19 protein-coding genes are annotated in these 24,514 nt (G+C 71.9%); 13 read left to right on the top strand and 6 right to left on the bottom strand.

What is annotated here, in order from left to right; all coding sequences use genetic code 11:
* The first annotated feature begins 69 nt into the window (after positions 1–69).
* On the top strand, positions 70–2,034 hold the full coding sequence (locus tag EOT10_RS22880; RefSeq protein WP_431313318.1) for an acetoacetate--CoA ligase: 1,965 nt from the start codon (positions 70–72) through the stop codon (positions 2,032–2,034).
* Between the two features lie 122 nt (positions 2,035–2,156).
* Positions 2,157–2,972, top strand: a complete 816-nt coding sequence (locus EOT10_RS22875; RefSeq protein ID WP_223281146.1) for an oxygenase MpaB family protein — start codon at positions 2,157–2,159, stop codon at positions 2,970–2,972.
* Here EOT10_RS22875 and EOT10_RS22870 read toward each other — a convergent pair.
* Positions 2,961–4,769 (bottom strand): serine hydrolase domain-containing protein, encoded by a 1,809-nt coding sequence (locus EOT10_RS22870; RefSeq protein WP_127830160.1) that lies wholly within the window; start codon positions 4,767–4,769, stop codon positions 2,961–2,963. The two genes, EOT10_RS22875 and EOT10_RS22870, sit on opposite strands and share 12 nt — an antisense overlap.
* A 161-nt stretch (positions 4,770–4,930) precedes the next feature.
* Between EOT10_RS22870 and EOT10_RS22865 the strand changes: the two genes are divergently transcribed.
* Together EOT10_RS22865 and EOT10_RS22860 are read left to right on the top strand one after the other, a co-directional pair.
* Complete coding sequence (locus EOT10_RS22865) at positions 4,931–6,031, top strand: NAD(P)H-dependent flavin oxidoreductase (protein WP_127830159.1); 1,101 nt, start codon at positions 4,931–4,933, stop codon at positions 6,029–6,031.
* A gap of 252 nt (positions 6,032–6,283) precedes the next feature.
* Complete coding sequence (locus EOT10_RS22860; protein ID WP_127830158.1) at positions 6,284–7,840, top strand: acyl-CoA synthetase; 1,557 nt, start codon at positions 6,284–6,286, stop codon at positions 7,838–7,840.
* A 50-nt stretch (positions 7,841–7,890) separates the two neighbouring features.
* Here EOT10_RS22860 and EOT10_RS22855 read toward each other — a convergent pair whose 3' ends face one another.
* Positions 7,891–10,314 carry a penicillin acylase family protein gene (locus EOT10_RS22855; RefSeq protein WP_127830157.1) on the bottom strand — a complete coding sequence of 808 codons (2,424 nt, stop codon included), beginning with the start codon at positions 10,312–10,314 and terminating at the stop codon, positions 7,891–7,893.
* A 139-nt stretch (positions 10,315–10,453) separates the two neighbouring features.
* On the opposite strand from EOT10_RS22855, the gene EOT10_RS22850 reads away from it, so the two are divergent.
* The gene (locus EOT10_RS22850; RefSeq protein WP_127830156.1) at positions 10,454–11,974 is read left to right on the top strand and encodes an acyl-CoA synthetase; all 1,521 of its coding nucleotides are present in this window, start codon (positions 10,454–10,456) and stop codon (positions 11,972–11,974) included.
* 221 nt (positions 11,975–12,195) lie between these two features.
* Complete coding sequence (thrS, locus tag EOT10_RS22845) at positions 12,196–13,455, top strand: threonine--tRNA ligase (RefSeq protein WP_127830155.1); 1,260 nt, start codon at positions 12,196–12,198, stop codon at positions 13,453–13,455.
* Positions 13,456–13,524: 69 nt separating this feature from the next.
* On the opposite strand, the gene paaK is transcribed toward thrS, so the two are convergent.
* From paaK to EOT10_RS22830, 3 genes are all read right to left on the bottom strand, one after another.
* The gene (gene paaK / locus EOT10_RS22840; RefSeq protein ID WP_127830309.1) at positions 13,525–14,820 is read right to left on the bottom strand and encodes a phenylacetate--CoA ligase PaaK; all 1,296 of its coding nucleotides are present in this window, start codon (positions 14,818–14,820) and stop codon (positions 13,525–13,527) included.
* A gap of 88 nt (positions 14,821–14,908) precedes the next feature.
* The gene (locus EOT10_RS22835; RefSeq protein WP_127830154.1) at positions 14,909–15,700 is read right to left on the bottom strand and encodes a GNAT family N-acetyltransferase; all 792 of its coding nucleotides are present in this window, start codon (positions 15,698–15,700) and stop codon (positions 14,909–14,911) included.
* A gap of 151 nt (positions 15,701–15,851) precedes the next feature.
* Positions 15,852–17,468 (bottom strand): acyl-CoA synthetase, encoded by a 1,617-nt coding sequence (locus EOT10_RS22830; protein ID WP_127830153.1) that lies wholly within the window; start codon positions 17,466–17,468, stop codon positions 15,852–15,854.
* Between the two features lie 204 nt (positions 17,469–17,672).
* On the opposite strand from EOT10_RS22830, the gene EOT10_RS22825 reads away from it, so the two are divergent.
* The 6 genes from EOT10_RS22825 (at position 17,673) to EOT10_RS22800 (ending at position 23,073) form a co-directional block, all read left to right on the top strand.
* Complete coding sequence (locus EOT10_RS22825) at positions 17,673–18,485, top strand: crotonase/enoyl-CoA hydratase family protein (RefSeq protein WP_127830152.1); 813 nt, start codon at positions 17,673–17,675, stop codon at positions 18,483–18,485.
* A 30-nt stretch (positions 18,486–18,515) separates the two neighbouring features.
* Positions 18,516–19,469 carry a Zn-ribbon domain-containing OB-fold protein gene (locus EOT10_RS22820; RefSeq protein WP_127830151.1) on the top strand — a complete coding sequence of 318 codons (954 nt, stop codon included), beginning with the start codon at positions 18,516–18,518 and terminating at the stop codon, positions 19,467–19,469.
* Complete coding sequence (locus EOT10_RS22815) at positions 19,470–20,516, top strand: thiolase domain-containing protein (RefSeq protein WP_127830150.1); 1,047 nt, start codon at positions 19,470–19,472, stop codon at positions 20,514–20,516. It abuts the gene before it with no gap.
* On the top strand, positions 20,513–21,685 hold the full coding sequence (locus tag EOT10_RS22810) for a thiolase domain-containing protein (RefSeq protein ID WP_127830149.1): 1,173 nt from the start codon (positions 20,513–20,515) through the stop codon (positions 21,683–21,685). The genes EOT10_RS22815 and EOT10_RS22810 overlap by 4 nt, the downstream gene beginning before the upstream one ends.
* 82 nt (positions 21,686–21,767) lie before the next feature.
* Positions 21,768–22,010 (top strand): DUF397 domain-containing protein, encoded by a 243-nt coding sequence (locus EOT10_RS22805; RefSeq protein WP_127830148.1) that lies wholly within the window; start codon positions 21,768–21,770, stop codon positions 22,008–22,010.
* A 142-nt stretch (positions 22,011–22,152) separates the two neighbouring features.
* Entirely contained in the window at positions 22,153–23,073 is a 921-nt protein-coding gene (locus EOT10_RS22800; RefSeq protein ID WP_127830147.1) for a universal stress protein, read from the top strand.
* A 10-nt stretch (positions 23,074–23,083) separates the two neighbouring features.
* On the opposite strand, the gene EOT10_RS22795 is transcribed toward EOT10_RS22800, so the two are convergent.
* Entirely contained in the window at positions 23,084–23,797 is a 714-nt protein-coding gene (locus EOT10_RS22795; protein WP_189491958.1) for a leucine-rich repeat domain-containing protein, read from the bottom strand.
* 62 nt (positions 23,798–23,859) lie between these two features.
* Between EOT10_RS22795 and EOT10_RS22790 the strand changes: the two genes are divergently transcribed.
* On the top strand, positions 23,860–24,474 hold the full coding sequence (locus EOT10_RS22790) for a CGNR zinc finger domain-containing protein (protein ID WP_127830146.1): 615 nt from the start codon (positions 23,860–23,862) through the stop codon (positions 24,472–24,474).
* Positions 24,475–24,514: the final 40 nt, after the last annotated feature.

Genomic DNA, 24,514 nt, shown 5'->3' with positions numbered 1-24,514 from the left:
AACCCCGTCCCTGACCTCCTCTGGTCGCCGAGCCGCTCCACGGCCGAAGGCTCGAACGTCGCCGCCTTCATGCGCCGGCTGAGCACGACCCGAGGTCTGTCCTTCCGCGACGGTGACTACACGGAACTGTGGCGGTGGAGCACCACCGACCTGCCCGCGTTCTGGTCGGCGGTGTGGGAGTTCTACGGCCTCGACGCCGTCAGTGGTTACGACGACGTCCTGGCCGACGCGTCGATGCCTGGGGCTTCCTGGTTCCCGGGAGCGCGGCTGAACTTCGCCGAGCGCTGTCTCGCCCCCACCGGCGACGACGACCGCCCGGCCCTGATCTCCGTCACCGAGGCCGGCGGCCCCACGGAGACGTCCTGGCGGCAGCTCCGGGACGAGGTCGCCGCAGTCGCCGCCGCACTTCGGGCGATGGGCGTGGGCCCCGGTGACCGCGTCGCCGGCTACCTGCCGAACACGGCACACGCCGTGATCGCCTTGCTGGCGAGCGCCGCCGTCGGAGCCGTGTGGACGGTGTGCTCGCCGGACTTCGGCACGACCGGTGTGCTCGCCCGGCTGCAACAGGTGGGGCCGACGGTCCTCTTCGCCGCCGACGGCTACTTCTACGCGGGCAAGGAGTTCGACCGCCGCCCCGAGGTCGCCGAGATCATGGACGGACTTCCCACGGTCCGCCACCTCGTCGCCATCGGCCACCTCTCCGCCTCCTCTACCGCGTCGCCGTGGTCGCGGCGCACGGACGCGGTGCAGCATGCATGGTCCGAACTGCTGGCGCATCAGGCGGAGTTGAGCTTCGCCGACGTTCCCGCAGGCCACCCCCTCTGGGTCTTGTGGTCGTCGGGCACGACGGGCGTACCGAAGGGCATCGTGCAGAGCCACGGCGGCATCGTCGTCGAACTGCTCAAGGCTCTCGGCCTGGGCGCCGACCTCCGGAGCGAGGACCGTTACTTCTTCCACACCTCCACGAGCTGGATGGTCTGGAACTTCATGGTCGGCGGCCTGCTGCACGGAGCCACCCTCGTCCTGTACGACGGCAGCCCCACCCACCCCGACGTCAACGGCGTCTGGAAGGTCGCCGAGCGGACCCGGGCGACGATGGTCGGCGTCGGCGCGGCCTACCTGGTCGCCGCGGAGAAGGCGGACGCCCATCCGGCGGCCGCCGTCGACCTGAGCGCCCTGCGGTCCGTCCTGCAGACGGGTTCCGCCCTCCCCGGAAGCACCTGGCGCTGGGTCTACGAGCGGCTGCACCCCGATGTGTGGCTGCAGTCGATCTGCGGCGGCACCGATATCTGCTCGGTCCTGGCCGGCGGCTCTCCGCTTCTTCCGGTCAGGACCGGCCGCATCCAGTGCCCCGCGCTCGGTGTCGCGCTCGCCGCGTGGGATCCCGCCGGCCGGCCACTCGTGGGTGAGCAGGGGGAGCTGGTGGTGACGGCGCCCCTGCCCTCCATGCCTCTCCACTTCGTCGACGACCCCGGGAACCGGCGCTACCTGGCCAGCTACTTCGACGTCTACCCCGGGGTCTGGCGGCACGGCGACTGGGTCACGGTCGGCCCGGACCTGTCGGTCGTGGTGGCGGGACGATCGGACTCGACGCTCAACCGCATGGGTGTACGGATGGGATCCGCCGACATCTACGCCGTCGTCGAACAGCTTCCCCAGATCGCGGACAGCGTGGTCATCGGCGCCGAACTGCCCGACGGCGACTACGTCATGGCGCTCTTCGTCGTCCTCGCCGAAGGCGCGGTCCTCGACGACGCGCTCCGCGGGAGCATCGCCGTAGCGATCAAGGGAGAGCTCTCGCCCCGGCACGTTCCCGATGTCGTCGACGCGATAGCCGCCGTGCCGCGCACCCTGACCGGGAAGAAGCTGGAGGTTCCCGTCAAGCGGATCATCCAGGGGGCTCGCGCCGCGGACGTGAGCGCCGAGGGTGCCGTCACCCATCCCGAGATGCTGGTGTGGTTCGAGGACTTCGCGGCCGGGCTCGGGGGCCGACGCCGGTACCGTCGCCAAGAGGTCCGCCCCGGTGCACACTGACGGGGAGGACGGGAGGCCACGGCGTGGGCGGAACGGCACGGGGTGCGGCGCCACAAGGACATGCAGGGCACTCAGGAGACCCGGGACGTCCAGGAGATCCGGGGCTCTTCGGGCCCGCGTCGGTGACCTGGCAGGTGCACGCGGACCCCATGATGTGGGTCGCCGGAGTGCGGGCCCTCTATTACCAGGCGCTCCTCCCGCGCGCCGTGCGCGGCGTCATGCAGAACTCCGATTTCAGGAAGGACGCCTGGGGCCGCCTGATGCGGACCGCGAACTTCGTCGGCACGACGACGTACGGCACCACCGAGGCCGCCGAGCGGGCCGGCGCCCGCGTGCGGAAGATCCACAGCCTGCTGAAGGTCACCGACCCCGACACCGGGGAGCGGTACGGCGTCGACGAGCCGGACCTGCTGCTGTGGGTGCACTGCGCCGAGATCGACTCCTATCTGCACGTCGCCCGCCGCTCCGGGTTCCGGCTCACGGACGCACAGGCCGACCGGTACGTCGCCGAACACCGCACCAGCGCCCGCCTGGTCGGGCTCGACCCCGCCGACGTGCCCGGTGACCGGGCCCAACTCGCCGCGTATCTGGCGGGGATGAGGCCGCGGCTCGCCGCCGGGCCCGAGGCCAGGGACGTCGACGACTTCCTGCGCAGGCCGCCCGTGCACCCCCTCGTGACCCCGGCGCGCGCGACCCTGTGGCGGCGCGTGTCGACCCTCGCGTACGCCTCCCTGCCGCCGTACGCCCACGAGTTGTACGGCAGGCCCGCACCGTCGCCCTCCGCCGTGACCCGCGGACTGCGGACCACGGGCACCGTCCTGCGCTGTGTTCCCGCCCGGGTGCGCTGGCAACTGCCGCCGAAGCACGTCCTGCGCGCCATGGCCCGGCTCGGCCCCGGCAGCCGCCCGGCACCGTGCAGCGCTCGCTCAGTCCCGTGAGGGTGCCCACCCCACGGCGGCGATCTCCGCCGCGTCGGCCGGGCGGTCCTCGTCGAACACGGTACGGCGGCCGTCGCTGACGCGGATCCCGTCGACGTACACCCCGCGCCCCACGTACAGCTGGTCCGTCGCGTAGCGCCAGCGCAGGCGGACGTGGCCGTCCCTGAAGGCGCCGAGACCGGCGGTCAGGCGGTGCCAGGCGCGGCCCGACCAGCCGTCGGCCGTGCCCGTGGGGTGCTCCTCGGCGGTTTCTCCCTTGCGGGTGGTCGTGAACGGCAGGGGCTGCCAGCCGGCTCCGTCGTCCGCCGACGCCTCCAGGTACAGGAAGTCGGAGTGCGGCTCCGTGTCCCACCACAGGTCGCAGTCGAGGCGTGCCGCGTCCGACGTGATGTCGAGGCCGGGCAGGGTGAGCGTGGCCGACGTGGCGCTCGCCATGCCGGAGAACCACGCGGTGCGGCCGTGCGCGGGGCGTACGGCGACGGCGCGGGCGAGGTTGTTCGCCGCGGCGACCCGGGGAGCGGAGCCGGATCGCCAGGAGCGCACGGGGTGCACGGAGTTGCCGAGCACGACGAGGAACGAGTCGGTCGTCGGGTCGAGGACGATGGACGTACCGGTGAACCCGGTGTGTCCGGCCGTGCGGGGCGTCGCCATCGCGCCCATGTACCAGTGCTGGTAGAGCTCGAAGCCGAGGCCGTGCTCGTCGCCGGGGAACGCCTGGTTGAAGTCGGTGAAGAGGAGCCGCACCGAGTCCTCGGACAGGATGCGTTCCGTGCCGTACGAGCCGCCGTTGAGGAGGGTGCGGCCGAGGACCGCGAGGTCCCACGCGCAGGAGAAGACGCCGGCGTGCCCCGCCACACCGCCGAGGCCGAACGCGTTCTCGTCGTGCACCTCGCCCCAGACGAGGCCACGGTTCAGGCCGGACCACGGCAGGCGCGCGTCCTCCGTGGCGGCGATCTTCGGCTTCCAGGACGCGGGCGGGTTGTAGCGGGTCCGGCGCATGCCGAGGGGCTCGGTGATCCGCTCGCGCAGGAGCACGTCCAGGGTCTGCCCGGTGAGCTTCTCCAGGACGAGCTGGAGGGAGATGAGGTTGAGGTCGGAGTAGAGGTACTTGGTGCCGGGCGGGTTGAGCGGCGCCTCGTTCCAGATGAGGCGGAGCTGGCCCTCGCGCGTCGTCTCCTTGTACAGGGGGATCCAGGCGCGGAATCCGGAGGTGTGCGTGAGGAGCTGACGGATCGTGATGTCCTGCTTGCCCGCGCCGGCGAAGTCGGGGAGGTAGGAGGCGACCGTGGCCTCCAGCTCCAGGGCGCCGCGCTCCATCTCCTGTACGGCGAGGAGCGAGGTGAACAGCTTCGACACGGACGCCAGGTCGTAGACCGTGTCCTCGGCGGCCGGGATCTGCTGGTCGGCGGGGAACTCCACCCCGGTGTCGGTCTTGTCGTCGTAGGCGGCGTAGCGCACGGCCTTGCCGATCGGCTGGTGGAGCGCGACCGTGCCGCCGCGGCCCGCGAGCAGCACGGCGCCCGCGTACCACGGGTGCTTGGGGGAGGGGCCGAGGTATTTCTCGGCGTCGGCGACGAGCTGGCGCAGATGTCCGGCGATCAGCCCGGCCTGCTCGGCGGACCCGCGGCGCAGGGTGGGCCCGCGCCCGTCCGGCTGCGCGTCCGCGGCGGCCGCGGGCCCCGCCGGGAACGGCGCGATGGCCAGTGCCCCGCCCAAGGCCAGTACTCCCGCGCCGAGTTGGCGACGGGTGAAGCCGTCGCCCGTGTCGTGCCGTCTGTCCGCCGCGCCGTCGGTCATGAACGAACCCCTTCTGAAAGAATCTTTCGGGATCTGGCTCAACGCATGAAACTTTCATGTCACGTTCGAGTCGTGTCAAGCCTCGGAAATGCGCCGCAGAAATCTGACGCAGCATCAGAAACGCTCTTCCCTCGTGCGGAGGAGTGCGGCATTCTGCGCCCATGCAGACGGAGCTGAGCAAGAAACTGGGGATCGAGCACGCCATCTTCGGCTTCACGCCCTTCCCGGCCGTGGCCGCCGCCATCAGCAGGGCAGGGGGGCTCGGCGTACTCGGCGCGGTCCGCTACACCGCGCCCGACGATCTGGCCCGCGATCTCGACTGGATGGAACAACACGTCGACGGAGCGCCCTACGGCCTCGACGTCGTGATGCCCGCGAAGAAGGTGGAGGGGGTGAGCGAGGCCGACGTCGAGGCGATGATCCCTGAAGGACATCGCCAGTTCGTCAAAGACACCCTCGCCAAACACGGCGTGCCCGAACTCGCCGAGGGCGAGGCCTCCGGCTGGCGCATCACCGGCTGGATGGAACAGGTCGCCCGCAACCAGCTCGATGTCGCCTTCGACTATCCGATCAAACTCCTCGCCAACGCGCTCGGCTCCCCGCCCGCCGACGTCATCCGGCGCGCCCACGACCACGACGTACTCGTCGCCGCGCTCGCCGGCAGCGCCCGGCACGCCCGCAAGCACGCGGACGCGGGCATCGACATCGTCGTGGCGCAGGGCTACGAGGCCGGCGGGCACACCGGCGAGATCGCCTCCATGGTGCTCACGCCCGAAGCGGTCGACGCCGTCGCCCCGCTGCCCGTCCTCGCGGCCGGCGGCATCGGCAGCGGACAGCAGATCGCGGCGGCCCTCGCGCTCGGCGCCCAGGGCGTCTGGCTCGGCTCCCTGTGGCTCACCACCACCGAGGCCGACCTCCACTCGCCCGCCCTCACCCGCAAACTCCTCGCGGCAGGATCCGGCGACACGGTGCGCTCCCGCGCGCTGACCGGGAAGCCGGCGCGGCAGCTGCGCACGGAGTGGACGGACGCCTGGGACGACCCGGCGGGCCCCGGCACGCTGCCCATGCCGCTCCAGGGACTGCTCGTCGCGGAGGCGGTCTCCCGCATTCAGAAGTACGAGGTCGATCCGCTCCTCGGCACGCCCGTGGGGCAGATCGTGGGGCGGATGAACGAGGAACGCAGCGTGAGGGATGTCTTCGACGAGCTGACGCGGGGATTCGAGAAGGCGATCGACCGGGTCAATCGGATCGCCGGGAGATGACGGGGTGCGCCGCGGGGGTGTGGGTTGGCTGCCGGGTGCCGGCTTCGTCGTGGCTGGTCGCGCCCACGCGGCGGAGCCGCATTTGACACAGCCCCGCGCCCCTGAATGCGCGGCTTCGCCGCGCACCAGGAAGGGCGCGCTTGGCCGCGCCCGTCACGAAGGCGCACGCAGTGCGCCCTTGAGGGGCGCGGGGAACTGCGCGACCCGCCCCCACTCACCCGCACCCGGCAATGAATCCAGAAGGGACACCCCATGCCCGACCAGACCGGCCCGAACGGCTTCTGGGCGCAAGCCACCGCCGACCCCCGTCGCACCGTGCTCGTCGCGCCCGACGGCGAGGAATGGACCGCCGGCCGGCTCCACGCCGCCGCCAACCAACTGGTCCACGGACTACGCGCGGCCGGCCTGCGCCGCGGCGACGCGTTCGCCGTCGTCCTGCCCAACGGCGTCGAGTTCCTCACCGCGTACCTCGCCGCCTCCCAGGCCGGTCTCTACCTCGTCCCGGTCAACCACCACCTCGTCGGCCCGGAGATCGCCTGGATCGTCGCCGACTCGGGCGCGAAGGTGCTCATCGCGCACGAGCGGTTCGCCGAGCAGGCCACCGCGGCCGCCGACGAGGCGAAGCTGCCCGCCACCCACCGCTACGCGGTCGGAGCCGTCGAAGGCTTCCGCCCCTACGCCCAACTCCTCGACGGACAGCCCGAGTCGGTGCCGGACGACCGCACCCTCGGCTGGGTCATGAACTACACCTCGGGCACCACCGGCCGCCCCCGCGGCATCCGCCGCCCCCTGCCCGGCAAGCTCCCCGAGGAGACGTACCTCGGCGGCTTCCTCGGCATCTTCGGCATCAAGCCGTTCGACGGCAACGTCCACCTCGTCTGCTCGCCGCTCTACCACACCGCCGTGCTCCAGTTCGCGGGCGCGTCCCTGCACATCGGGCACACCCTCGTCCTGATGGACAAGTGGACCCCCGAGGACATGCTGCGCCTCATCGACACCTTCAAGTGCACGCACACCCACATGGTGCCGACCCAGTTCCACCGTCTGCTCGCCCTGCCCGACAGTGTCAGGGGCGCGTACGACGTGTCGTCGATGCGGCACGCCATCCACGGCGCAGCGCCGTGCCCCGACCACGTCAAACGCGCGATGATCGACTGGTGGGGCCACAGCGTCGAGGAGTACTACGCGGCCAGCGAGGGCGGCGGCGCCTTCGCCACCGCCGAGGACTGGCTGAAGAAGCCGGGCACGGTCGGCAGGGCCTGGCCGATCAGTGAACTCGCCGTGTTCGACGACGACGGCAACCGGCTGCCGCCCGGCGAACTCGGCACCGTCTACATGAAGATGAGCACCGGCGGCTTCTCGTACCACAAGGACGACAGCAAGACGAAGAAGAACCGCATCGGCGACTTCTTCACCGTCGGAGACCTCGGCATCCTCGACGAGGACGGGTACCTGTTCCTGCGCGACCGCAAGATCGACATGATCATCTCCGGGGGCGTGAACATCTACCCCGCCGAGATCGAGTCCGCGCTCCTCACCCACCCGGCCGTCGCCGACGCCGCCGCCTTCGGGATCCCGCACGACGACTGGGGCGAGGAGGTCAAGGCGGTCGTGGAACCCGCCGAGGGGTACACGGCCGGGGACGCACTCGCCGCCGAGATCCTGGCCCACTGCGAGAAGCAACTCGCCGGCTACAAGCGGCCCAAGAGCGTCGACTTCATCGAGACCATGCCGCGCGACCCCAACGGCAAGCTCTACAAGCGCCGCCTGCGCGACCCGTACTGGGAAGGGCGCACCCGGGCGATGTGAGACCGGGGCGGTCCGGGTGCCCTTCTGGATACCCGGACCACCCCGCCGCCTCAGTCGTGCACCCGCACCACCTTCAGCGCGGGCGAGGCCAGGATGTCCTTCTCGCAGAACCGCGACGTCACCCACGCGCCCTTCGAGAACAGCCGCGTCTGGTCGCTGTAGTGCGGCGAGTTCGGGTTCGGCGACTGGGAGTACGTCAGCAGCGTGCGGGCCACCGGGCAGCGCCCGCCGTCCCAGCCGACGGCCTGGATGTAACTGGAGCCGTGCACGACCTCGGTGTAGCCGCCGGCCTTGGCGTCCCACACCGTCTCGACCTTGTTCCACACGCCCAGCGACTCCGTGCCGCCGTGCACCGGGAGGCGCTCGCCGCCCCGCACCACGAACTGGTGGTCGCCGAGCGGGTCGTCGAGGCCGATCCCCGCCGACCGCAGCTCGCCCACGGCGTCGGCGAGAGCCGTCGCGAAGCCCGGCGCGTCCGTGTTCAGGGTGTTGGGCGTGCGCACCGGGTCGGTCGCCGAGAACGGCACCTTCCACAGCTTGTCGTTCGGTACGGCCGCCGTGAGCTTGCGCCAGAACCGGTCGAAGAGCAGAGCTCCACGGCTCGACGTCTTCATGGAGTGATCCCACTTCCCGATCACATCGCAGGCCTGACGGACGTCAACAGGCTTGCCGTCACCGCCCGTTGCCGTGCCGCCCGGCAGCGCCGCGCACGCGCGCGCCACGTCCGCCGCGGCCAGATCCCCCGCGGGCGCCCGGTCGGCGAACTGCTGCCGCTGGAGATCGGAGACCGTGAGCCCGCCCTTGCGCGCCATCGCCGCGACGTCCTCCACGCCTCCGCGCGTCCGCATCGACCGCTGCGTGCCGACCGTCCCGAAGACCCGCTCGTACCCCGTCAGCGGCCGGTCGGCGTTGGCCAGCCAGGCGCTGTCGTTCGAGTTCTCCGCGTACGGCGCGTCCTTGAGGACCGGCATCTTCGACGGCCCGAAGATCCCCGGCTGCACGGCGTCCTTGTCGGACCCGAGCGCGCAGTCCCCGCGCGAGCCGTCCAGGACCGCGACCCCGGCCGCCGGATACGTGACCTTGCCGAGCGGCGTCGAACAGCGCGCCGCCAGATCGTCGGTGATCCGCGGAATCACCTGGGACTGCGTGAACAGCGAGTGCCCGGCCGAGTCGGCGGCGATCGTGTTCACCCACGGCAGGCCCTGCGTGCGCCGCAGCGTGTTCAGCACGTCGTCGGTGGAACGCGCCTTGCTGAACCCGAGCGCGGTGTCGGACGCGCGCAGGTTGAGGGCGTTCGGGTCGCCGAGCGCGTACGCCGTCGTGGACGTCCAGGGCAGCGGGAGCGAGGGGCCGAGCCCGTTCACGACGGGCCCGTACCGCGTCCACCACTGGGTGCGGGTGACCGGGGCGCCGTCCTTGACCGCCACGGTCACGGTCCGCTTCGTCATCCGCTCCGGCCGGCCGTCCACGAGATACGAGGTGGGGTCGGCCGGGTCGAGGGTGAGCTGGTGCAGATTCAGGGTGACGCCGGTCGCCACGGTGTGGCTCCACGCGATGTGCGCGTTGTGCCCGATCGAGATCGTCGACGAGCCGAGGAGCGAGCCGCCGGAGACGTTCAGCTCGCCGGGGATCGTCTGCTGCGACTGCCAGAACCGGCGGCCGCCCTGCCAGGGATAGTGCGGGTTGCCGAGGAGCAGACCGCGGCCGTTCGCCGTGGCCGCGCCGCTGAACGCCACGGCGTTGGACCCCATGTCGGCGTCCTCGGCGGAGAACAACTTCCGTGCGCCAGCGGCCACTTCGGCCTTGTCCGGCGAGCCGGCCCGGGCGGGCGCGCCCGCGGCGGGCGGCTGCGCGGACGTGATGCCGTCGACGCCGCGTCCCTGCCCGCCCAGTACGGCGAGCGCGAAACCGTGCGTCGCGACGTCGAGGGGTGTCACCGGGCGCACCCAGTCCGCGCCCTTGCACGCCGGGTCGGTGATCTCGTTCTGCTTGAGCCACGCGTTGTACCCGGCGGCGAAGCCCCGCATCGTCTCCTTGACCTCACGCCCCGGTCCCGCGGGCGCGGGTGTGGCGAGCAGCTTCTCCACCGTGCCCGCCTCGCGCACACCCCGGAAGTAGAGGTCGCTGGAGACGTTCTTGGTGGCCGACGACAGGGAGCCGTCGGGGGCAGCGTCCGGCCCGAAGTAGCGCGAGCGCTCGCCGCGTACGGTGACGAACCCGTCGGCGAGCGCGCACACCTGGTCGGCGGCCTGCGCCCAGCCGGTGCCGAAGCCCAGGTCCGCGTAGTCCTTCGCGACGATGTGCGGAATGCCGTACTCGGTGTAGCGGATCGTGGCGGACAGGCCGCCGCCGTGGGGGTGGTTCTCGGGCCGGCCGGGGCCGTCGGCCGCGGCCGACGGGAGCGAGGCCGTGGTGCTCAAGGCGGTCAACAGGGCGAAACCCATGACCGCGAGGCGTCTCGGGCGGGTGCGCATCGTGCTCCCAACTGCTGTGAGGACAGAGGCGCTTGAGCGTACCAACCGGTATGCACGGAGGTGCGGGGTCCGGAAACACCTTCCCGCGACGCGTGTCGCCCGCCTTGATTTCGCGTCGGCCGGGGCACAGGATCACGCCATGACGGGTGTCAGCAACGAACGAGACGTACGCGCGAGCACGGTCGACGGAACGCTGCGTCGCAGCGCCCGACGCGCCCCCGGCCGGGTCGCCGTCCGCTACGGCGCGCGCACATGGACGTACGCCGAACTCGACGAGGCGGTCTCGCGCGCGGCCACGGTGCTGCGCGGGCTCGGCCTCGGACCGGGCGACCGCGTCGGCGCCTACGGGCACAACTCGGACGCCTACCTGATCGGCTTCCTGGCCTGCTCGCGCGCCGGGCTCGTGCACGTGCCGGTCAACCAGAACCTCACCGGCGACGATCTCGCCTACATCGTCGGCCAGTCCGGCAGCGCGCTCGTCATGACCGACCCGGACCTCGCGGACCGGCTGCCGGCCGGTGCGCGCACCCTGGCGCTGCGCGACACGGACGACTCCCTGCTCGCCCGCATCGCGACCGCCGCCCCGTACGACGGCCCGCAGCCGCACGCCGACGACCTCGTGCAGCTCCTGTACACCTCCGGCACGACGGCGCTCCCCAAGGGCGCGATGATGTCCCACCGCGCGCTCGTCCACGAGTACGTCAGCGCGATCCACGCCCTCGGCCTCAAGGAGACGGACCGGCCCGTCCACTCGCTGCCGCTCTACCACTCGGCCCAGATGCACGTCTTCCTGCTGCCCTACCTCGCCGTCGGCGCGCAGAACACCATCCTCGACGGACCCGACGCCGCGAAGATCTTCGACCTCGTCGAGGCGGGCGCCGCCGACAGCCTCTTCGCGCCGCCCACCGTCTGGATCGGCCTCTCCCAGCACCCCGACTTCGCGACCCGCGACCTGAGCGCCCTGCGCAAGGCCTTCTACGGCGCGTCGATCATGCCCGTGCCGGTCCTGGAACGGCTCCGCGCACGCCTGCCCGGACTCGCCTTCTACAACTGCTTCGGCCAGAGCGAGATCGGCCCGCTCGCCACCGTCCTCGGACCCGACGAGCACGAGGGCCGCATGGACTCCTGCGGGCGGCCCGTCCTCTTCGTCGAGGCCCGGGTCGTCGACGAGGACGGCAAGGAGGTGCCCGACGGCACCCCCGGCGAAGTGGTGTACCGCTCACCGCAGTTGTGCGACGGCTACTGGGACAAGCCGCAGGAGACCGAGGCGGCCTTCCGCGACGGCTGGTTCCGCTCCGGGGACCTCGCGGTGCGCGACGGCGAGGGCTACTTCACCGTCGTCGACCGGGTGAAGGACGTCATCAACTCCGGGGGAGTCCTGGTGGCCTCCCGTCAGGTGGAGGACGCCCTGTACACCCACCCGGCGGTGGCCGAGGCCGCCGTCGTCGGACTGCCCGACGAGCGCTGGATCGAGGCCGTCACCGCGGTCGTCGTCCGCGGCGCCGACGTCACCGAGGCGGAACTCATCGACCACGCGCGCGAGCTGCTCGCCCACTTCAAGGCGCCCAAGCGGGTCGTCTTCGTGGCCGAACTCCCGCGCAACGCCAGCGGCAAGATCCTCAAGCGGGAGCTGCGGGACCGGTTCGCGGCGGCGGACTGAGTATGGGAATCAAGTGGACTGAGCACGGGAAACAAATGGAGCGCGCGACCGGCCCGGGTCCTGTTACGGTCTCCGGCATGAAGCGACGCGCCGCTGCCATGACGACGACGCCGGAGAGTGTCCCGGCGCGCTGACAGCTGTGCTTGTCCGAAGCCCCGGGGCGATGGCCCCGGGGCTTCGCCGTGGGGTCACTCGCCCGCAGACCGCGAGAGGCCCCACCCATGAACACCCACCCGCATCCCCTGAGCGACAAGCCGAAGCACGACCACCGCAGGCTCGGCCGTGAACTCGGCCTGTTCGACACCGACCCCCTGATCGGCGCGGGCCTGCCGTACTGGCTGCCCGACGGCGCCGCCGTACGGCACGCCCTGGAGGAGTACATCCGCGCCGCCGAGCGCCGCGCCGGCTACCGGCACGTGTACTCGCCGGTCCTCGGCAAGCGCGAGCTGTACGAGATCTCCGGCCACTGGTCGCACTACAGCGACGACATGTTCCCCCCGATGGACCTCGGCGGCGAGCAGGTCGTCCTTAGGCCGAGCCTCTGCCCCCATCACGCGGTGATCTACCGCTCCCGCTCCCACAGCTACCGCGAACTCCCGCTGCGCATGGCCGAGTTGGGCGGCATGTTCCGCTCCGAGCTGTCGGGCGTGCTCGGCGGACTCACCCGCGTACGGGCCATCCAGCTCAACGACGCGCACATCTTCTGCACCCTCGACCAGGTCGCCGGCGAGGCCGCGGCCGCCCTGGAGATGATCCGCGCGGCGTACGAGGCGCTCGGCATCGGCGTGGCCCGCTACCGGCTCTCCCTGCCCGGGCCCGGCGGCAAGTACGTCGCCGCACCCGAGATGTGGGAACGGTCCGTCGCGCTGCTCACCGACGTCCTCGACCGTTCGGGCCTGGCCTACGAGGCGGCGGAGGGGGAGGCCGCGTTCTACGGCCCCAAGATCGACGTCCAGGTCGTCGACGGCGCGGGGCGCGAGTCGACCCTGTCCACCGTCCAGGTCGACTTCCACCAGCCCGAGCGGTTCGATCTGCACTACATCGGCGCGGACGGGGCGAAACACCGGCCCGTGATGGTCCACCGCAGCATCATCGGCAGTGTGGAGCGGGCCGTCGCCCACCTCGTCGAAGCGCACGGCGGCGCCTTCCCGGCGTGGCTCGCCCCCGTCCAGATGGCGATCCTCCCGATCTCGGAAGCCGAACTCCCGGACGCGGAAGCCCTCTTGAGGCAGTGCGGGGAACGGGGTCTGCGCGCCGAGATCGCAGGGCCTGAACGCGGCACCCTCGGCGCCCGCGTCCGGGAGGCCCGGCTCGCCCCCTACCAGGCCGTCATCGGGGCGAAGGAGGCCGCCGACGGCCACGTGGCCCTGCGCCTGCGCGACGGCCGCCGCCTCGCCCCGCTCTCCGCCGAGGAGGCGCTGGCCGGGATAGCGGCCGGGGTGGAGGCGTACGCGGGCGAACTGTGGGACGGCGTGAACTGACGCCGGGTCGGGCCCTCATGAGGGAAGGAGGCCTCATGAGGCAAGGGGGGCCTCGTGGAGGAAGGGGGCCTACCCCTCCTTCCCCCGCAGGTCCACGATCCGTTTGATCTTGCCGACCGAGCGTTCCAGGGTCTCCGGGTCGACGACCTCGACCGTCACCGAGACGCCGATGCCGTCCTTCACGGCGGTCGCGATCGCGAGGGCCGCGGCGGACCGGTCCTCGGGGGTCGCGCCGGCGCGGGCCTCGGCGCGGATCGTCAGGGCGTCCATCCGGCCCTCGCGCGTCAGGCGCAGCTGGAAGTGCGGCGCGACGGCCGGTGTGCGCAGCACGATCTCCTCGACCTGGGTGGGGAAGAGGTTCACCCCGCGCAGGATCACCATGTCGTCGCTGCGGCCCGTCACCTTCTCCATACGGCGGAACGCGGGGCGCGCCGTGCCGGGCAGGAGCCGGGTCAGGTCCCGCGTCCGGTAACGGATCACGGGCATGGCCTCCTTGGTGAGCGAGGTGAAGACCAACTCGCCCTGCTCGCCGTCGGGCAGCACCTCGCCGGTGAACGGGTCGACGACCTCCGGATAGAAGTGGTCCTCCCAGATGTGCAGCCCGTCCTTCGTCTCCACGCACTCCTGCGAGACACCGGGACCCATCACCTCGGAGAGGCCGTATATGTCGACCGCGTCGATGGCGAACCGCTCCTCGATCTCGCGGCGCATCTCCTCGGTCCACGGCTCGGCCCCGAAGACCCCCACCCTCAGCGACGTGCCGCGCGGGTCGACGCCCTGCCGCTCGAACTCGTCGAGGATCGTCAGCATGTACGAGGGCGTGACCATGATGACCTCCGGGCGGAAGTCCTGGATCAGCCGCACCTGGCGTGCGGTCATGCCGCCGGACGCGGGGATGACCGTACAGCCGAGGCGCTCCGCGCCGTAGTGGGCGCCGAGGCCCCCGGTGAACAGGCCGTAGCCGTACGCCACATGGACCTTGTGGCCGGGGCGGGCGCCGGCCGCGCGCAGCGAGCGGGCCACCATGTCGGCCCACATCGACAGGTCGTTCTCCGTGTAGCCGACGACGGTGGGCAGGCCCGTGGTACCGCTGGACGCGTGCAGCCGGCGCACGTCCGTCTCCGGTACGGCGAACATCCCGAAGGGGTAGTTGTCGCGCAGGTCTGTCTTGGTGGTGAACGGGAAGCGGGCCAGGTCGGCGAGCGAGCGGCAGTCGTCGGGGCGCACGCCCGCCTTGTCGAAGGACGCGCGGTAGAACGGCACGCGCTCGTACACGCGGGCCAGCGTCGCCCGCAGCCGCTCCAGTTGCGCCGCGCGCAGTTCCTCCGGTCCGAGCCGTTCCCCCGCGTCGAGCAGTTCCGTCATCATCGACCGATCGTTCGGTTGACCTGTTCAGGCTCAGTAAGGCAAGGGGCGGGGCGTGCGTCAAGAGGGGTGCGGGGAATCTCGCCGCTCAGCCCTGCGCGGCCCGTCCCGCGTGGACGTACGGCGTCGTCGTGCTCAGGGCCGCGAAGCCGAGTCGTTCCAGGATCGGGCGGCTCATGCGGGAGGCGTCGACCTGGAGGTAGCGGTAGCCTCGCTCGGCGGCGATGCGGGTGCGGAACGCGACGAGGCTGCGGTAGATCCCGCGCCCGCGCCACTCGGCGACCGTGCCGCCGCCCCACAGGCTGGCGAAGTCCGTGCCGGGATGCAGCTCCATCCGGGCGGCGCTCACCGGGACGTCCCCGGCCATCGCGAGGACCGCGGGCACGGCGTCGCCGTCGGCGGCGAGCTGGGCGAGGAGCTGGTGCCGGGTGAGTCCGAGGCTCCTGCCGAACGCCTTGTCGTGGACCTCCGCCAGCAGGTCGAAACCGGAGGCGTCCGTGACGGGCAGCAGCCGGATCCCGTCGGGCGGCGGGACGTCCGTGGGCAGCTCCGCGACCTCGGCGACGAGAAGCGTCTCGACGGGCTCGGCCACGAACCCGGCGGTCGTGAGGCGCCGCGGCAGATCGTACGGCAGGTCGTGCCCGTACACCTTCCACTCGAACTCGCGGCCGAGCTCGGTGAAGTGGCGTACCTGGGCGGCGATCGCCGCGTCGGCGGAGGTCTCGTCGAGGTCCGACCAGACCACAGCGCTCCAGCCGTCCCCCGCTCCGGTCTGCCGCACCACGCCGTCCACGCGCTCGACCCGCGTGCCGGATGCGTCGGGCCCGGCGTCGCGTCTCATCTGGCGGTCGAACAGGGCCAGTACCTCGTCGTGATCCATCCGGCCACTTCAGCACCGGCGCGGAGCCGCGGCAACCGGATTCCCCGCGGCCCGCCGCCCGCACGGACCGGCCCCCGCACGGCCCGGCCCCCGCACGACCCGGAACCCGCCCGGCCCGGCGCCCGCGCCACCCGGGGCCTGTCCCGCCCGGTCAGGCGCCGTCCGCCGCCACCGCCCGCGCCCACCGGTAGTCCGCCTTGCCGCTCGGTGAGCGCTGGATGCTGTCCGTGAGGACCAGGCGGCGGGGGATCTTGTAACCGGCGAGCCGGGTGCGGCAGTGCGTCTGGATGTCGTCGAGGGAGGGCCTTGCCGCGCCGTCGCGCAGCTGCACGACCGCCGCCACGTGGTTGCCCCACTTCGCGTCGGGCACCCCGGCCACCAGCGCGTCGTAGACGTCGGGGTGGGACTTGAGGGCCTGCTCGACCTCCTCCGGGTACACCTTCTCGCCGCCCGTGTTGATGCACTGGGAGCCCCGGCCGAGGACGGTGACGATGCCCTCCTCGTCGACCGTCGCCATGTCGCCGAGCAGCACCCACCGCTCGTCGCCCCGCTGGAAGAACGTCTCGGCGGTCTTCGCCGGGTCGTTGTAGTAGCCGAGCGGCACGTGTCCGCGCTGCGCGAGACGGCCGGGCTCACCGGGCACGACCGGCTCGTACGTCGCCGGATCCACCACCTGCGTACGGGAGTTGACCCGGAGGCGGAAGCCCTTCTCGGGGCCCGAGTCCTCCGTCGCCGTGCCGTTGAACCCGGACTCGGAGGAGCCGAAGTTGTTGAGGAGCATCACGTTCGGGACGAGCGCCTGGAACTGGGCGCGCACCGTCTCCGACATGATGGCGCCCGACGACGAGACGCTGAACATCGACGAGCAGTCGGTGCCCTTCATCGGCCCGTTCAGCGCGTCGATCAGGGGGCGCAGCATCGCGTCCCCGACGAGCGACATGCTCGTCACCTTCTCCTTCTCTATCGTGCGCAGGACTTCCTCGGGCGCGAACTTCGTGTGGATGACGATGCGCTGGCCGAAGTTGAAGCCGATGAAGGCCGTGAGCGTAGAGGTCCCGTGCATCAGGGGAGGGGTGGGGAAGAACGTGATGCCGTCACCGCCGGCGGCCACCCGCTCCGCCAGCTCCTGCGGCCTGCCGACCGGCTCACCCGTCGGGGCGCCGCCGCCGAGCCCCGAGAAGAACAGGTCCTCCTGGCGCCACATCACGCCCTTGGGCATACCGGTCGTGCCGCCGGTGTAGATGATGAACAGGTCGTCGGCCGAGCGCGCCCCGAAGCCGCGCTCCGGTGAACCGGCCGCCTCCGCCTCCGTGAAGTCCAGGGCCTTCACGGGCGGCGCGCCGGGCGGCGGCGTCCCGACCCGCACGAGGTGCCGCAGCTTCTCCGTCCGGGGGAGCGCGCCCGCGACGCGCTCGGTGAACTCCGCGTCGAAGACCAGCGCCGCGAGGTCCGCGTCCCGGTAGAGGTAGACCAACTCCTCTTCCACGTAACGGTAGTTGACGTTGACCGGGACGATCCGGGCCTTGAGGCAGGCGAGGACCGTCTGGAGGTACTCGATGCCGTTGTACAGGTGCAGGCCCAGGTGCTCGCCGGGGCGAAGCCCGCTGTCGATCAGGTGGTGCGCGAGGCGGTTGGCGGCCGCGTCGAGTCCGGCGTAGGTGAGCCGGCGCTCGGCGCCCGTGCCGGGATGGTCGATGTGCACGAGCGCCTCGCGGTCCGGGACCACGTCGACGACCGACTCGAACAGGTCGGCAAGGTTGTACTCCACCGCTCCTCCTGACCCAGGCACCGTCTCGATATGGCCGTCATCACAGCAGAGCCGTACGGAAGTGGGAAGGGCCCAGCCCAAGAAATCTGACTGAGTGTCAGAAAACTATTGAACTGGCCACCCGCCTACTGCAACCTGTTCTCGCATCCGGGACGTACGCACGGCGCATGACGTACACGACGCATCCGAGACGGGAGTACGGCAATGGGTGGGACGGAACACGGGACGGAACACCTCACGGTGCGGCGCGAAGGCGCCACCCTGGTACTCACGCTCAACAGGCCCGAGGCCAAGAACGCGCTCTCGCTTCCCATGCTGGTCGGCCTGTACGACGGGTGGATCGCCGCCGACGAGGACGACACGATCCGCTCCGTCGTCCTGGCCGGCGCGGGCGGCAGCTTCTGCGCGGGCATGGACCTCAAGGCCCTGGCCGGCAAGGGCATGGCCGGCGAGCAGTACCGCGACCGCCTCAAGGCGGACCCCGACCTGCACTGGAAGGCGATGCTGCGCCACCACCGGCCCCGCAAGCCCGTGATCGCCGCCGTCGAGGGGTACTGCGTGGCCGGCGGCACCGAGATCCTCCAGGGCACCGACATCCGCGTCGCCGCCGATACCGCGACCTTCGGACTCTCCGAGGTCAGGCGCGCCCTCTTCCCGATCGGCGGCTCCACCGTACGGCTGCAACGGCAGATCCCGCGCACCCACGCCCTGGAGATGCTGCTGACCGGCCGGCACTACAGCGCGGCCGAGGCGCTCTCCATCGGCCTCGTCGGCAGTGTCGTCCCGGCGGGCGCCGCCCTCGACCGGGCCCTGGAGATCGCCGAGCAGGTCAACGCCTGCGGCCCGCTCGCGGTGGAGGCGGTCAAGGCCTCGGTGTACGAGACCGCCGAGATGACCGAGACCGACGGCCTCAAGTCCGAACTGGAACGCGGCTGGCCGGTCTTCGCCACCGAGGACGCCAAGGAGGGCCCGAGGGCCTTCGCCGAGAAGCGTCCCGCCGTCTACCGGCGCGCGTGAAGCCCTCTCTGACCGCCAAGGAGTTATGAAGTGCCCGAAGTCGAAGTCCTCACAGCCCCTCTCGTCGTCGAGTTCCCCTTCACCCGCTCGCTCGGCCCGGTCCAGAGCGCGTTCCTGACCGGCCTGCGCGAACGCACCGTCCTCGGCGTCAGGGCCACCGACGGCAAGATCATGGTCCCGCCCGTCGAGTACGACCCCGTCACCGCCGACGAGCTGCGCGACCTCGTCGAGGTCGCCGCCACCGGCACCGTCACCACCTGGGCCTGGAACCCCGAGCCCCGCCGCGGCCAGCCCCTCGACACCCCCTTCGCCTGGGTCCTCGTCCGCCTCGACGGCGCCGACACCGCCGTCCTGCACGCCCTCGACGCGACCGGCCCCGACGCCGTCACCACCGGCATGCGCGTCCGCGTCCGCTGGGCCGCCGAACGCACCGGCGCCATCACCGACATCGCCTGCTTCGAGCCGCACGAAAGCTCCGAAGAGGCCGGTCAAGTAGCGCCGCACGCAGGCGAGTTCACCGACCAGGTGACCGGGATCGTCACGCCCGCCCGCCTCGACTACACCTACTCGCCCGGCCGCGCCCAGACCGCCTACATCAACGCCCTCGCCGAGCGGCGCACCGTCGGCGAACGCTGCCCCTCCTGCCGCAAGGTCTACGTCCCGCCGCGCGGCGCCTGCCCCACCTGCGGCGTCGCCACCACCGACCAGGTCGAGGTCGGCCCGGCCGGCACCGTCACCACCTTCTGCATCGTCAACATCAAGGCCAGGAACCTCGACATCGAAGTGCCCTACGTCTACGCGCACATCGCGCTCGACGGCGCCGGACTCGCACTCCACGGCCGCATCGGCGGCATCCCCTACGACCAGGTGCGCATGGGCCTCAGGGTCGAGCCGGTGTGGACCGAGGGCGGACGCTACCCCGACCACTACCGGCCCACCGGCGAGCCGGACGCCGACTACGACACGTACAAGGAGCTGGTGTAGATGCGAGAGGTAGCGATCGTCGCCTTCGCGCAGAGCGACCATCTGCGCACCACCGACGAACTCTCCGAGGTCGACATGGTGATGCCGGTGCTGCACCAGGTCCTGGCGCAGACCGGCCTGAGGACCAGCGACATCGGCTTCACCTGCTCCGGCTCCTCCGACTATCTCGCGGGCCGCGCGTTCTCCTTCACCATGACCCTCGACGGCGTCGGCGCCTGGCCGCCGATCTCCGAGTCGCACGTGGAGATGGACGGCGCCTGGGCGATGTACGAGGCCTGGGTGAAGCTCCTGACCGGCGAGGTCGACACGGCGCTCGTCTACTCGTACGGCAAGTCCTCGCCCGGCTCGGTGCGCGACGTGCTGACCCGCCAGCTCGACCCGTACTACGTGGCCCCGCTGTGGCCCGACGCGGTCGCGCTCGCCGCGCTGCAGGCGCAGGCCCTGATCGACGCTGGGGAGACGGACGAGCCCGCGCTCGCCGGTGTCGCCGTAAGGAGCCGGGAGTCGGCGGCGGCCAACTCCCATGCGCAGGTGAAGGGTTCGGTGCCGCAGGGCGACTACCTCGTGCGGCCGCTGCGCAAGGGTGACTGCCCGCCCGTCAGCGACGGCGCCGTCGCGGTGATCCTCGCCGCCGGCGACAAGGCACGGGAGCTGTGCGAGCGGCCCGCCTGGATCCGCGGCATGGACCACCGCATCGAGGCGCACAGCCTCGGGGTGCGCGACCTCACCGACTCCCCGTCGACGCGGCTCGCCGCCGAGCGGGCCGGGGCCTTCGAACGGCCCGTGGACACCGCCGAGTTGCATGCCCCGTTCACCTCGCAGGAGGTCGTCCTGCGCAAGGCCCTGAAGCTGGGCGACGACGTGGCCGTGAACCCCTCCGGCGGGGCGCTCGCCGCCAACCCGCTCATGGCCGCGGGCCTGCTGCGGCTCGGCGAGGCCGCCGCCCGCATCCACCGCGGTGAGTCCGACCGGGCACTCGCGCACGCGACCTCCGGTCCCTGTCTGCAGCAGAACCTGGTCGCCGTACTGGAAGGGGACGCCCAGTGAGTGTCGCCAAAGAACCCGTGGCCGTCGTCGGTATCGGCCAGACCAAGCACGTCGCGGCCCGCAAGGACGTCTCGATCGCCGGACTCGTCCGCGAGGCGGCCCAACGAGCCCTCCAGGACGCCGAGTTGACGTGGGCCGACATCGACGCCGTCGTCATCGGCAAGGCGCCCGACTTCTTCGAGGGCCTGATGATGCCGGAGCTCTATCTGGCCGACGCCCTCGGCGCGGTCGGTAAACCGATGCTCCGGGTGCACACGGCCGGCTCGGTCGGCGGCTCGACGGCACTCGTCGCCTCCAACCTGGTCGCCTCCCGCGTCCACCGGACCGTCCTCACCCTGGCCTTCGAAAAACAGTCCGAATCCAACGCGATGTGGGGCCTGTCCCTGCCGATCCCCTTCACCCAGCCGCTCCTCGCCGGCGCCGGCGGCTTCTTCGCCCCGCACGTGCGCGCGTACATGCGGCGCACCGGAGCGCCCGACACCGTTGGCTCCCTCGTCGCCTACAAGGACCGCCGCAACGCCCTCAAGAACCCCTACGCCCACCTCCACGAGCACGACATCACCTTGGAGAAGGTCCAGGCGGCGCCCATGCTGTGGGACCCGATCCGCTACTCGGAGACCTGCCCGTCGTCCGACGGAGCCTGCGCCATGATCCTCACCGACCGTGCCGGGGCGGCCCGTTCGCCGCGGCCGCCCGCCTGGATGCTCGGCGGGGCGATGCGCAGCGAGCCGACGCTCTTCGCGGGCAAGGACTTCGTGTCACCGCAGGCCGGCAAGGACTGCGCCGCCGACGTCTACCGGCAGGCCGGCATCACCGACCCGCGCCGGGAGATCGACGCCGCCGAGATGTACGTCCCGTTCTCCTGGTACGAGCCGATGTGGCTGGAGAACCTCGGCTTCGCCGACGAGGGCGAGGGGTGGAAGCTCACGGAGTCCGGCGTCACGGAACTCGACGGGGACCTTCCCGTCAACATGTCGGGCGGCGTCCTCTCCACGAATCCCATCGGCGCCTCCGGCATGATCCGCTTCGCGGAGGCCGCGCTCCAGGTCCGCGGGCAGGCGGGAGAACACCAGGTCGACGGCGCACGGAAGGTCCTCGGACACGCCTACGGCGGCGGTGCCCAGTTCTTCTCGATGTGGCTCGTCGGAGCGGAGCCCCCCACGTCCTGAACGGCTCGCCGCCGCGGCCTGTCCGGCGCGCGGACCGGTCGCTAGGCTGGCGGGCGGACGACGAACCGGGAGGAGCACGGACGTGGCCGAAAGCACCATCGAGCAGCGCACGATCGCGGGTTGGGACAAGCCGGACCTCGACCTGAGCACCGCGGACTGGCATTCGAGCAGCAAGGGTCTGGGGGACGTCCAGATCGCCTTCGTCGAAGGCTTCATCGCGATGCGCAACGGCGGCAGCCCGCAGAACCCGTCCCTGATCTTCACGCCCGCGGAATGGGGAGCCTTCGTGCTCGGGGCGCGTGAGGGAGAGTTCGACCTGACCTGAGCGGGCCCCGCCGCGGCCCACCTGGCCGCCGGCATGGGGGCCGAGCGGGCCCGGCTCCGACACGTGACCTGTGCTCCTGCCTCCTCGCCCCGCCGTGCGCGAGGCTGGGGGCAGGAACAGCCGAGCGTGCCGGAGGTTGGACATGAGTACCCCGCGCCCCTTGCCCGTCGTGGCGGCCGTCGACGGATCCGAGGACAGTCTGCGCGCGCTGGAGTGGGCGCTCGCCGAGGCACGTAGGTGCGGGGCGCCCGCGCGGATCGTCCATGTGCGCCAGGAGGGTCCCTGGACGCGGCCCGGGGTGCTGGGCCCGCCGGAGCCCGCCGTGGACGGGGTCCTCGACGAGGTCCGCGCCACCCTGGCGGGTCGGGACGACCTGCCGCCCGTGGAGTACGTGACCCTGGAGGGCGCGCCCGCGGCCGTCCTGTCCGAACTCGGCCCCGAGGCAGAGCTGTTGGTCCTCGGCTCGCGGGGCCGCGGCGGCTTCGCGAGCCTGCTGCTCGGTTCGAACGGGGTGGCGACCGCGCGGGACGCCACCTGCCCCGTCGTCGTGGTGCCGCGCCCCGGGCGTGACGTGCACGGCGACGCCGACGTACCGCCCGGACCGCGGGTCGTCGTCGGCGTCGACGCGGACGATCCCGACGGCACCGTCCTCGCCTTCGCCTTCGGGCAGGCGGAGCGCTCCGGGGCGCGGCTCCAGGTGATCGCCGCGTTCCCGTGGCCGGTCCTCGCCTGGACGACGTTCGGCGACTTCACGCCCACGACCGTCGACCAGGACGCGGCCGAGCACGAGACGCTGACCCTGGTGAACGCGGCGGTGGCGCCCTTCCGCAAGGAGCACCCGGACGTACAGGTCGACCTGTACGTGGCGCCGGGCGACGCGGCAGGACACCTCGTGGAGAACTCCCGCGACGCCGACCTGGTGGTCGTGGGCCGCCACCGGCGCCGCTTCACGCGGCCCGCGCCGATGCTCGGCTCGGTGACCCAGGCGGTGCTGCTGCACGCGGCGAGCCCGGTCGCGGTGGTACCCCCGGCCACGGACGACGTGGCCGGGGCGCAGTCCTAGGGCTGTCGTCTCAGTACAGCACCGCACAGCCCCGAGCCATGAGCGCGTCCGCCACCCCCGGCGGTACGCGCACGTCGTTCCACCTGAGGTCCAGCTTCTCCAGCGCGGGCATCTCGGCGATCCAGTCGGGGAGCGCGCGCAGCCGGTTGGACCGCAGGTCGAGGCGGCGCAGCAGCGGGAGGCCGCGCAGCGCTGCGGGCACGTCGGCGAAGGCGTTCTCGCGCAGTTCGATTTCCCGCAGCTCACGCAGGTGCCGTACGGAGTCGGGGAGGGCGGTGAGCCGGTTGCCGCGCAGCCACAGCTCGCGCAGCGCGCTCAGACCGCCGATCGACTCGGGGAGCCGGGCGAGGGTGGCGTGCTGGGCGCGCAGCTCCACGAGGCCCGCCATCGAGCCGAGCGACGCGGGCAGGCGGGAGAGCGGGTTCTCGCCGACGTTCAGATAGGCGAGGCGGGACAGCTTGCCGAGCGTGTCGGGCAGGTCGGTGAGCGCGTTGTCGTGCAGATAGAGGAACCGGGTCAGGCCCACAAGGTCGCCCAGCGTGTCCGGGACCGAGGTGAGCCGGTTGTGCCCGAGGTCGAGCGTGTGGACGTGGGCGAGCGAGCCGATGCGCTCGGGGAGCCGGGTGAGCGCGTTGTCCGGCAGGAGAAGGACCTCCAGGCGCGGGTGCTCCCACACCTCGTCCGGTACGTCGTGCAGGCCGGCCCGCCAGTAATTGAGCAGCACCCGGACTCTCCCTCCAGGCCAAGGGTCAGCTAATGGATGCGCGGGACCCTATCATTAGCGCCATGAGTGACATCAGTGCGGGCGCGCAGGACACATCCCTTTCCCTGGACCTCGCCCTCACCATCCGCCACGACGGACACGGCGGTGTCGCCGACGACCTCGACCGCCCCGAAGCACTGACGGCCTGGGTACGGGAGCGCGCCGGCGCACTGCCGGACGCCGCCGGCTTCGAGGCGGACGCGACGGCGCTCGCCGAGGTGCGCGAGGTGCGGGCCGCCGTCCGCGCGCTGTTCGCGCACGCCGTGCGCCCGGCCGCCCCGAGCCCCGCCGACGCCGACCGCCTGCTCCCCGTGAGCGAGGCGGTGCGGCGGCTCAACGCGGCGGCGGCACTCGCCCCGACCGTCCCCGTCCTCACCTGGGCCGAGGGCGCCGCCCCCCTCGTACGCCACGAGGCGCGCACCGCAGCACCCGCGCCCGACCTGCTCACCGCGGCCCTCGCCCGCGCCGCCGTCGCCTTCCTCGCGAGCGAGGACCGCGAACGCCTGCGCTCCTGCCACGCCCCGCGGTGCGTGCGCTACTTCCTCAAGGACCACCCACGCCAGGAGTGGTGCAAGCCGTCCTGCGGAAACCGCGCCCGGGTCGCCCGCCACCACGAACGGCACCGCGCGGAAGCCTGATCCGGGCTGTGCGGCGGGTATGTCCAGCCCGTCCGGCGTC

The sequence above is a fragment of the Streptomyces antnestii genome (assembly GCF_004005495.1).
GTDB classification, from domain to species: Bacteria; Actinomycetota; Actinomycetes; order Streptomycetales; family Streptomycetaceae; genus Streptomyces; species Streptomyces antnestii.
This window is presented reverse-complemented; position numbering and strand designations above follow the sequence as displayed.

What these genes read in the sequence shown, in the direction of transcription:
- thrS (WP_127830155.1), top strand. Translation starts at nt 12,196, where the DNA reads ATGAACACCCACCCGCATCCCCTGAGCGACAAGCCGAAGCACGACCAC.
- EOT10_RS22815 (WP_127830150.1), top strand. Translation starts at nt 19,470, where the DNA reads ATGCGAGAGGTAGCGATCGTCGCCTTCGCGCAGAGCGACCATCTGCGC.
- paaK (WP_127830309.1), bottom strand. Translation starts at nt 14,820, where the DNA reads ATGACGGAACTGCTCGACGCGGGGGAACGGCTCGGACCGGAGGAACTG.
- EOT10_RS22790 (WP_127830146.1), top strand. Translation starts at nt 23,860, where the DNA reads ATGAGTGACATCAGTGCGGGCGCGCAGGACACATCCCTTTCCCTGGAC.
- EOT10_RS22800 (WP_127830147.1), top strand. Translation starts at nt 22,153, where the DNA reads ATGAGTACCCCGCGCCCCTTGCCCGTCGTGGCGGCCGTCGACGGATCC.
- EOT10_RS22870 (WP_127830160.1), bottom strand. Translation starts at nt 4,769, where the DNA reads ATGACCGACGGCGCGGCGGACAGACGGCACGACACGGGCGACGGCTTC.
- EOT10_RS22850 (WP_127830156.1), top strand. Translation starts at nt 10,454, where the DNA reads ATGACGGGTGTCAGCAACGAACGAGACGTACGCGCGAGCACGGTCGAC.
- EOT10_RS22860 (WP_127830158.1), top strand. Translation starts at nt 6,284, where the DNA reads ATGCCCGACCAGACCGGCCCGAACGGCTTCTGGGCGCAAGCCACCGCC.
- EOT10_RS22865 (WP_127830159.1), top strand. Translation starts at nt 4,931, where the DNA reads ATGCAGACGGAGCTGAGCAAGAAACTGGGGATCGAGCACGCCATCTTC.
- EOT10_RS22825 (WP_127830152.1), top strand. Translation starts at nt 17,673, where the DNA reads ATGGGTGGGACGGAACACGGGACGGAACACCTCACGGTGCGGCGCGAA.
- EOT10_RS22880 (WP_431313318.1), top strand. Translation starts at nt 70, where the DNA reads ATGCGCCGGCTGAGCACGACCCGAGGTCTGTCCTTCCGCGACGGTGAC.
- EOT10_RS22855 (WP_127830157.1), bottom strand. Translation starts at nt 10,314, where the DNA reads ATGCGCACCCGCCCGAGACGCCTCGCGGTCATGGGTTTCGCCCTGTTG.
- EOT10_RS22835 (WP_127830154.1), bottom strand. Translation starts at nt 15,700, where the DNA reads ATGGATCACGACGAGGTACTGGCCCTGTTCGACCGCCAGATGAGACGC.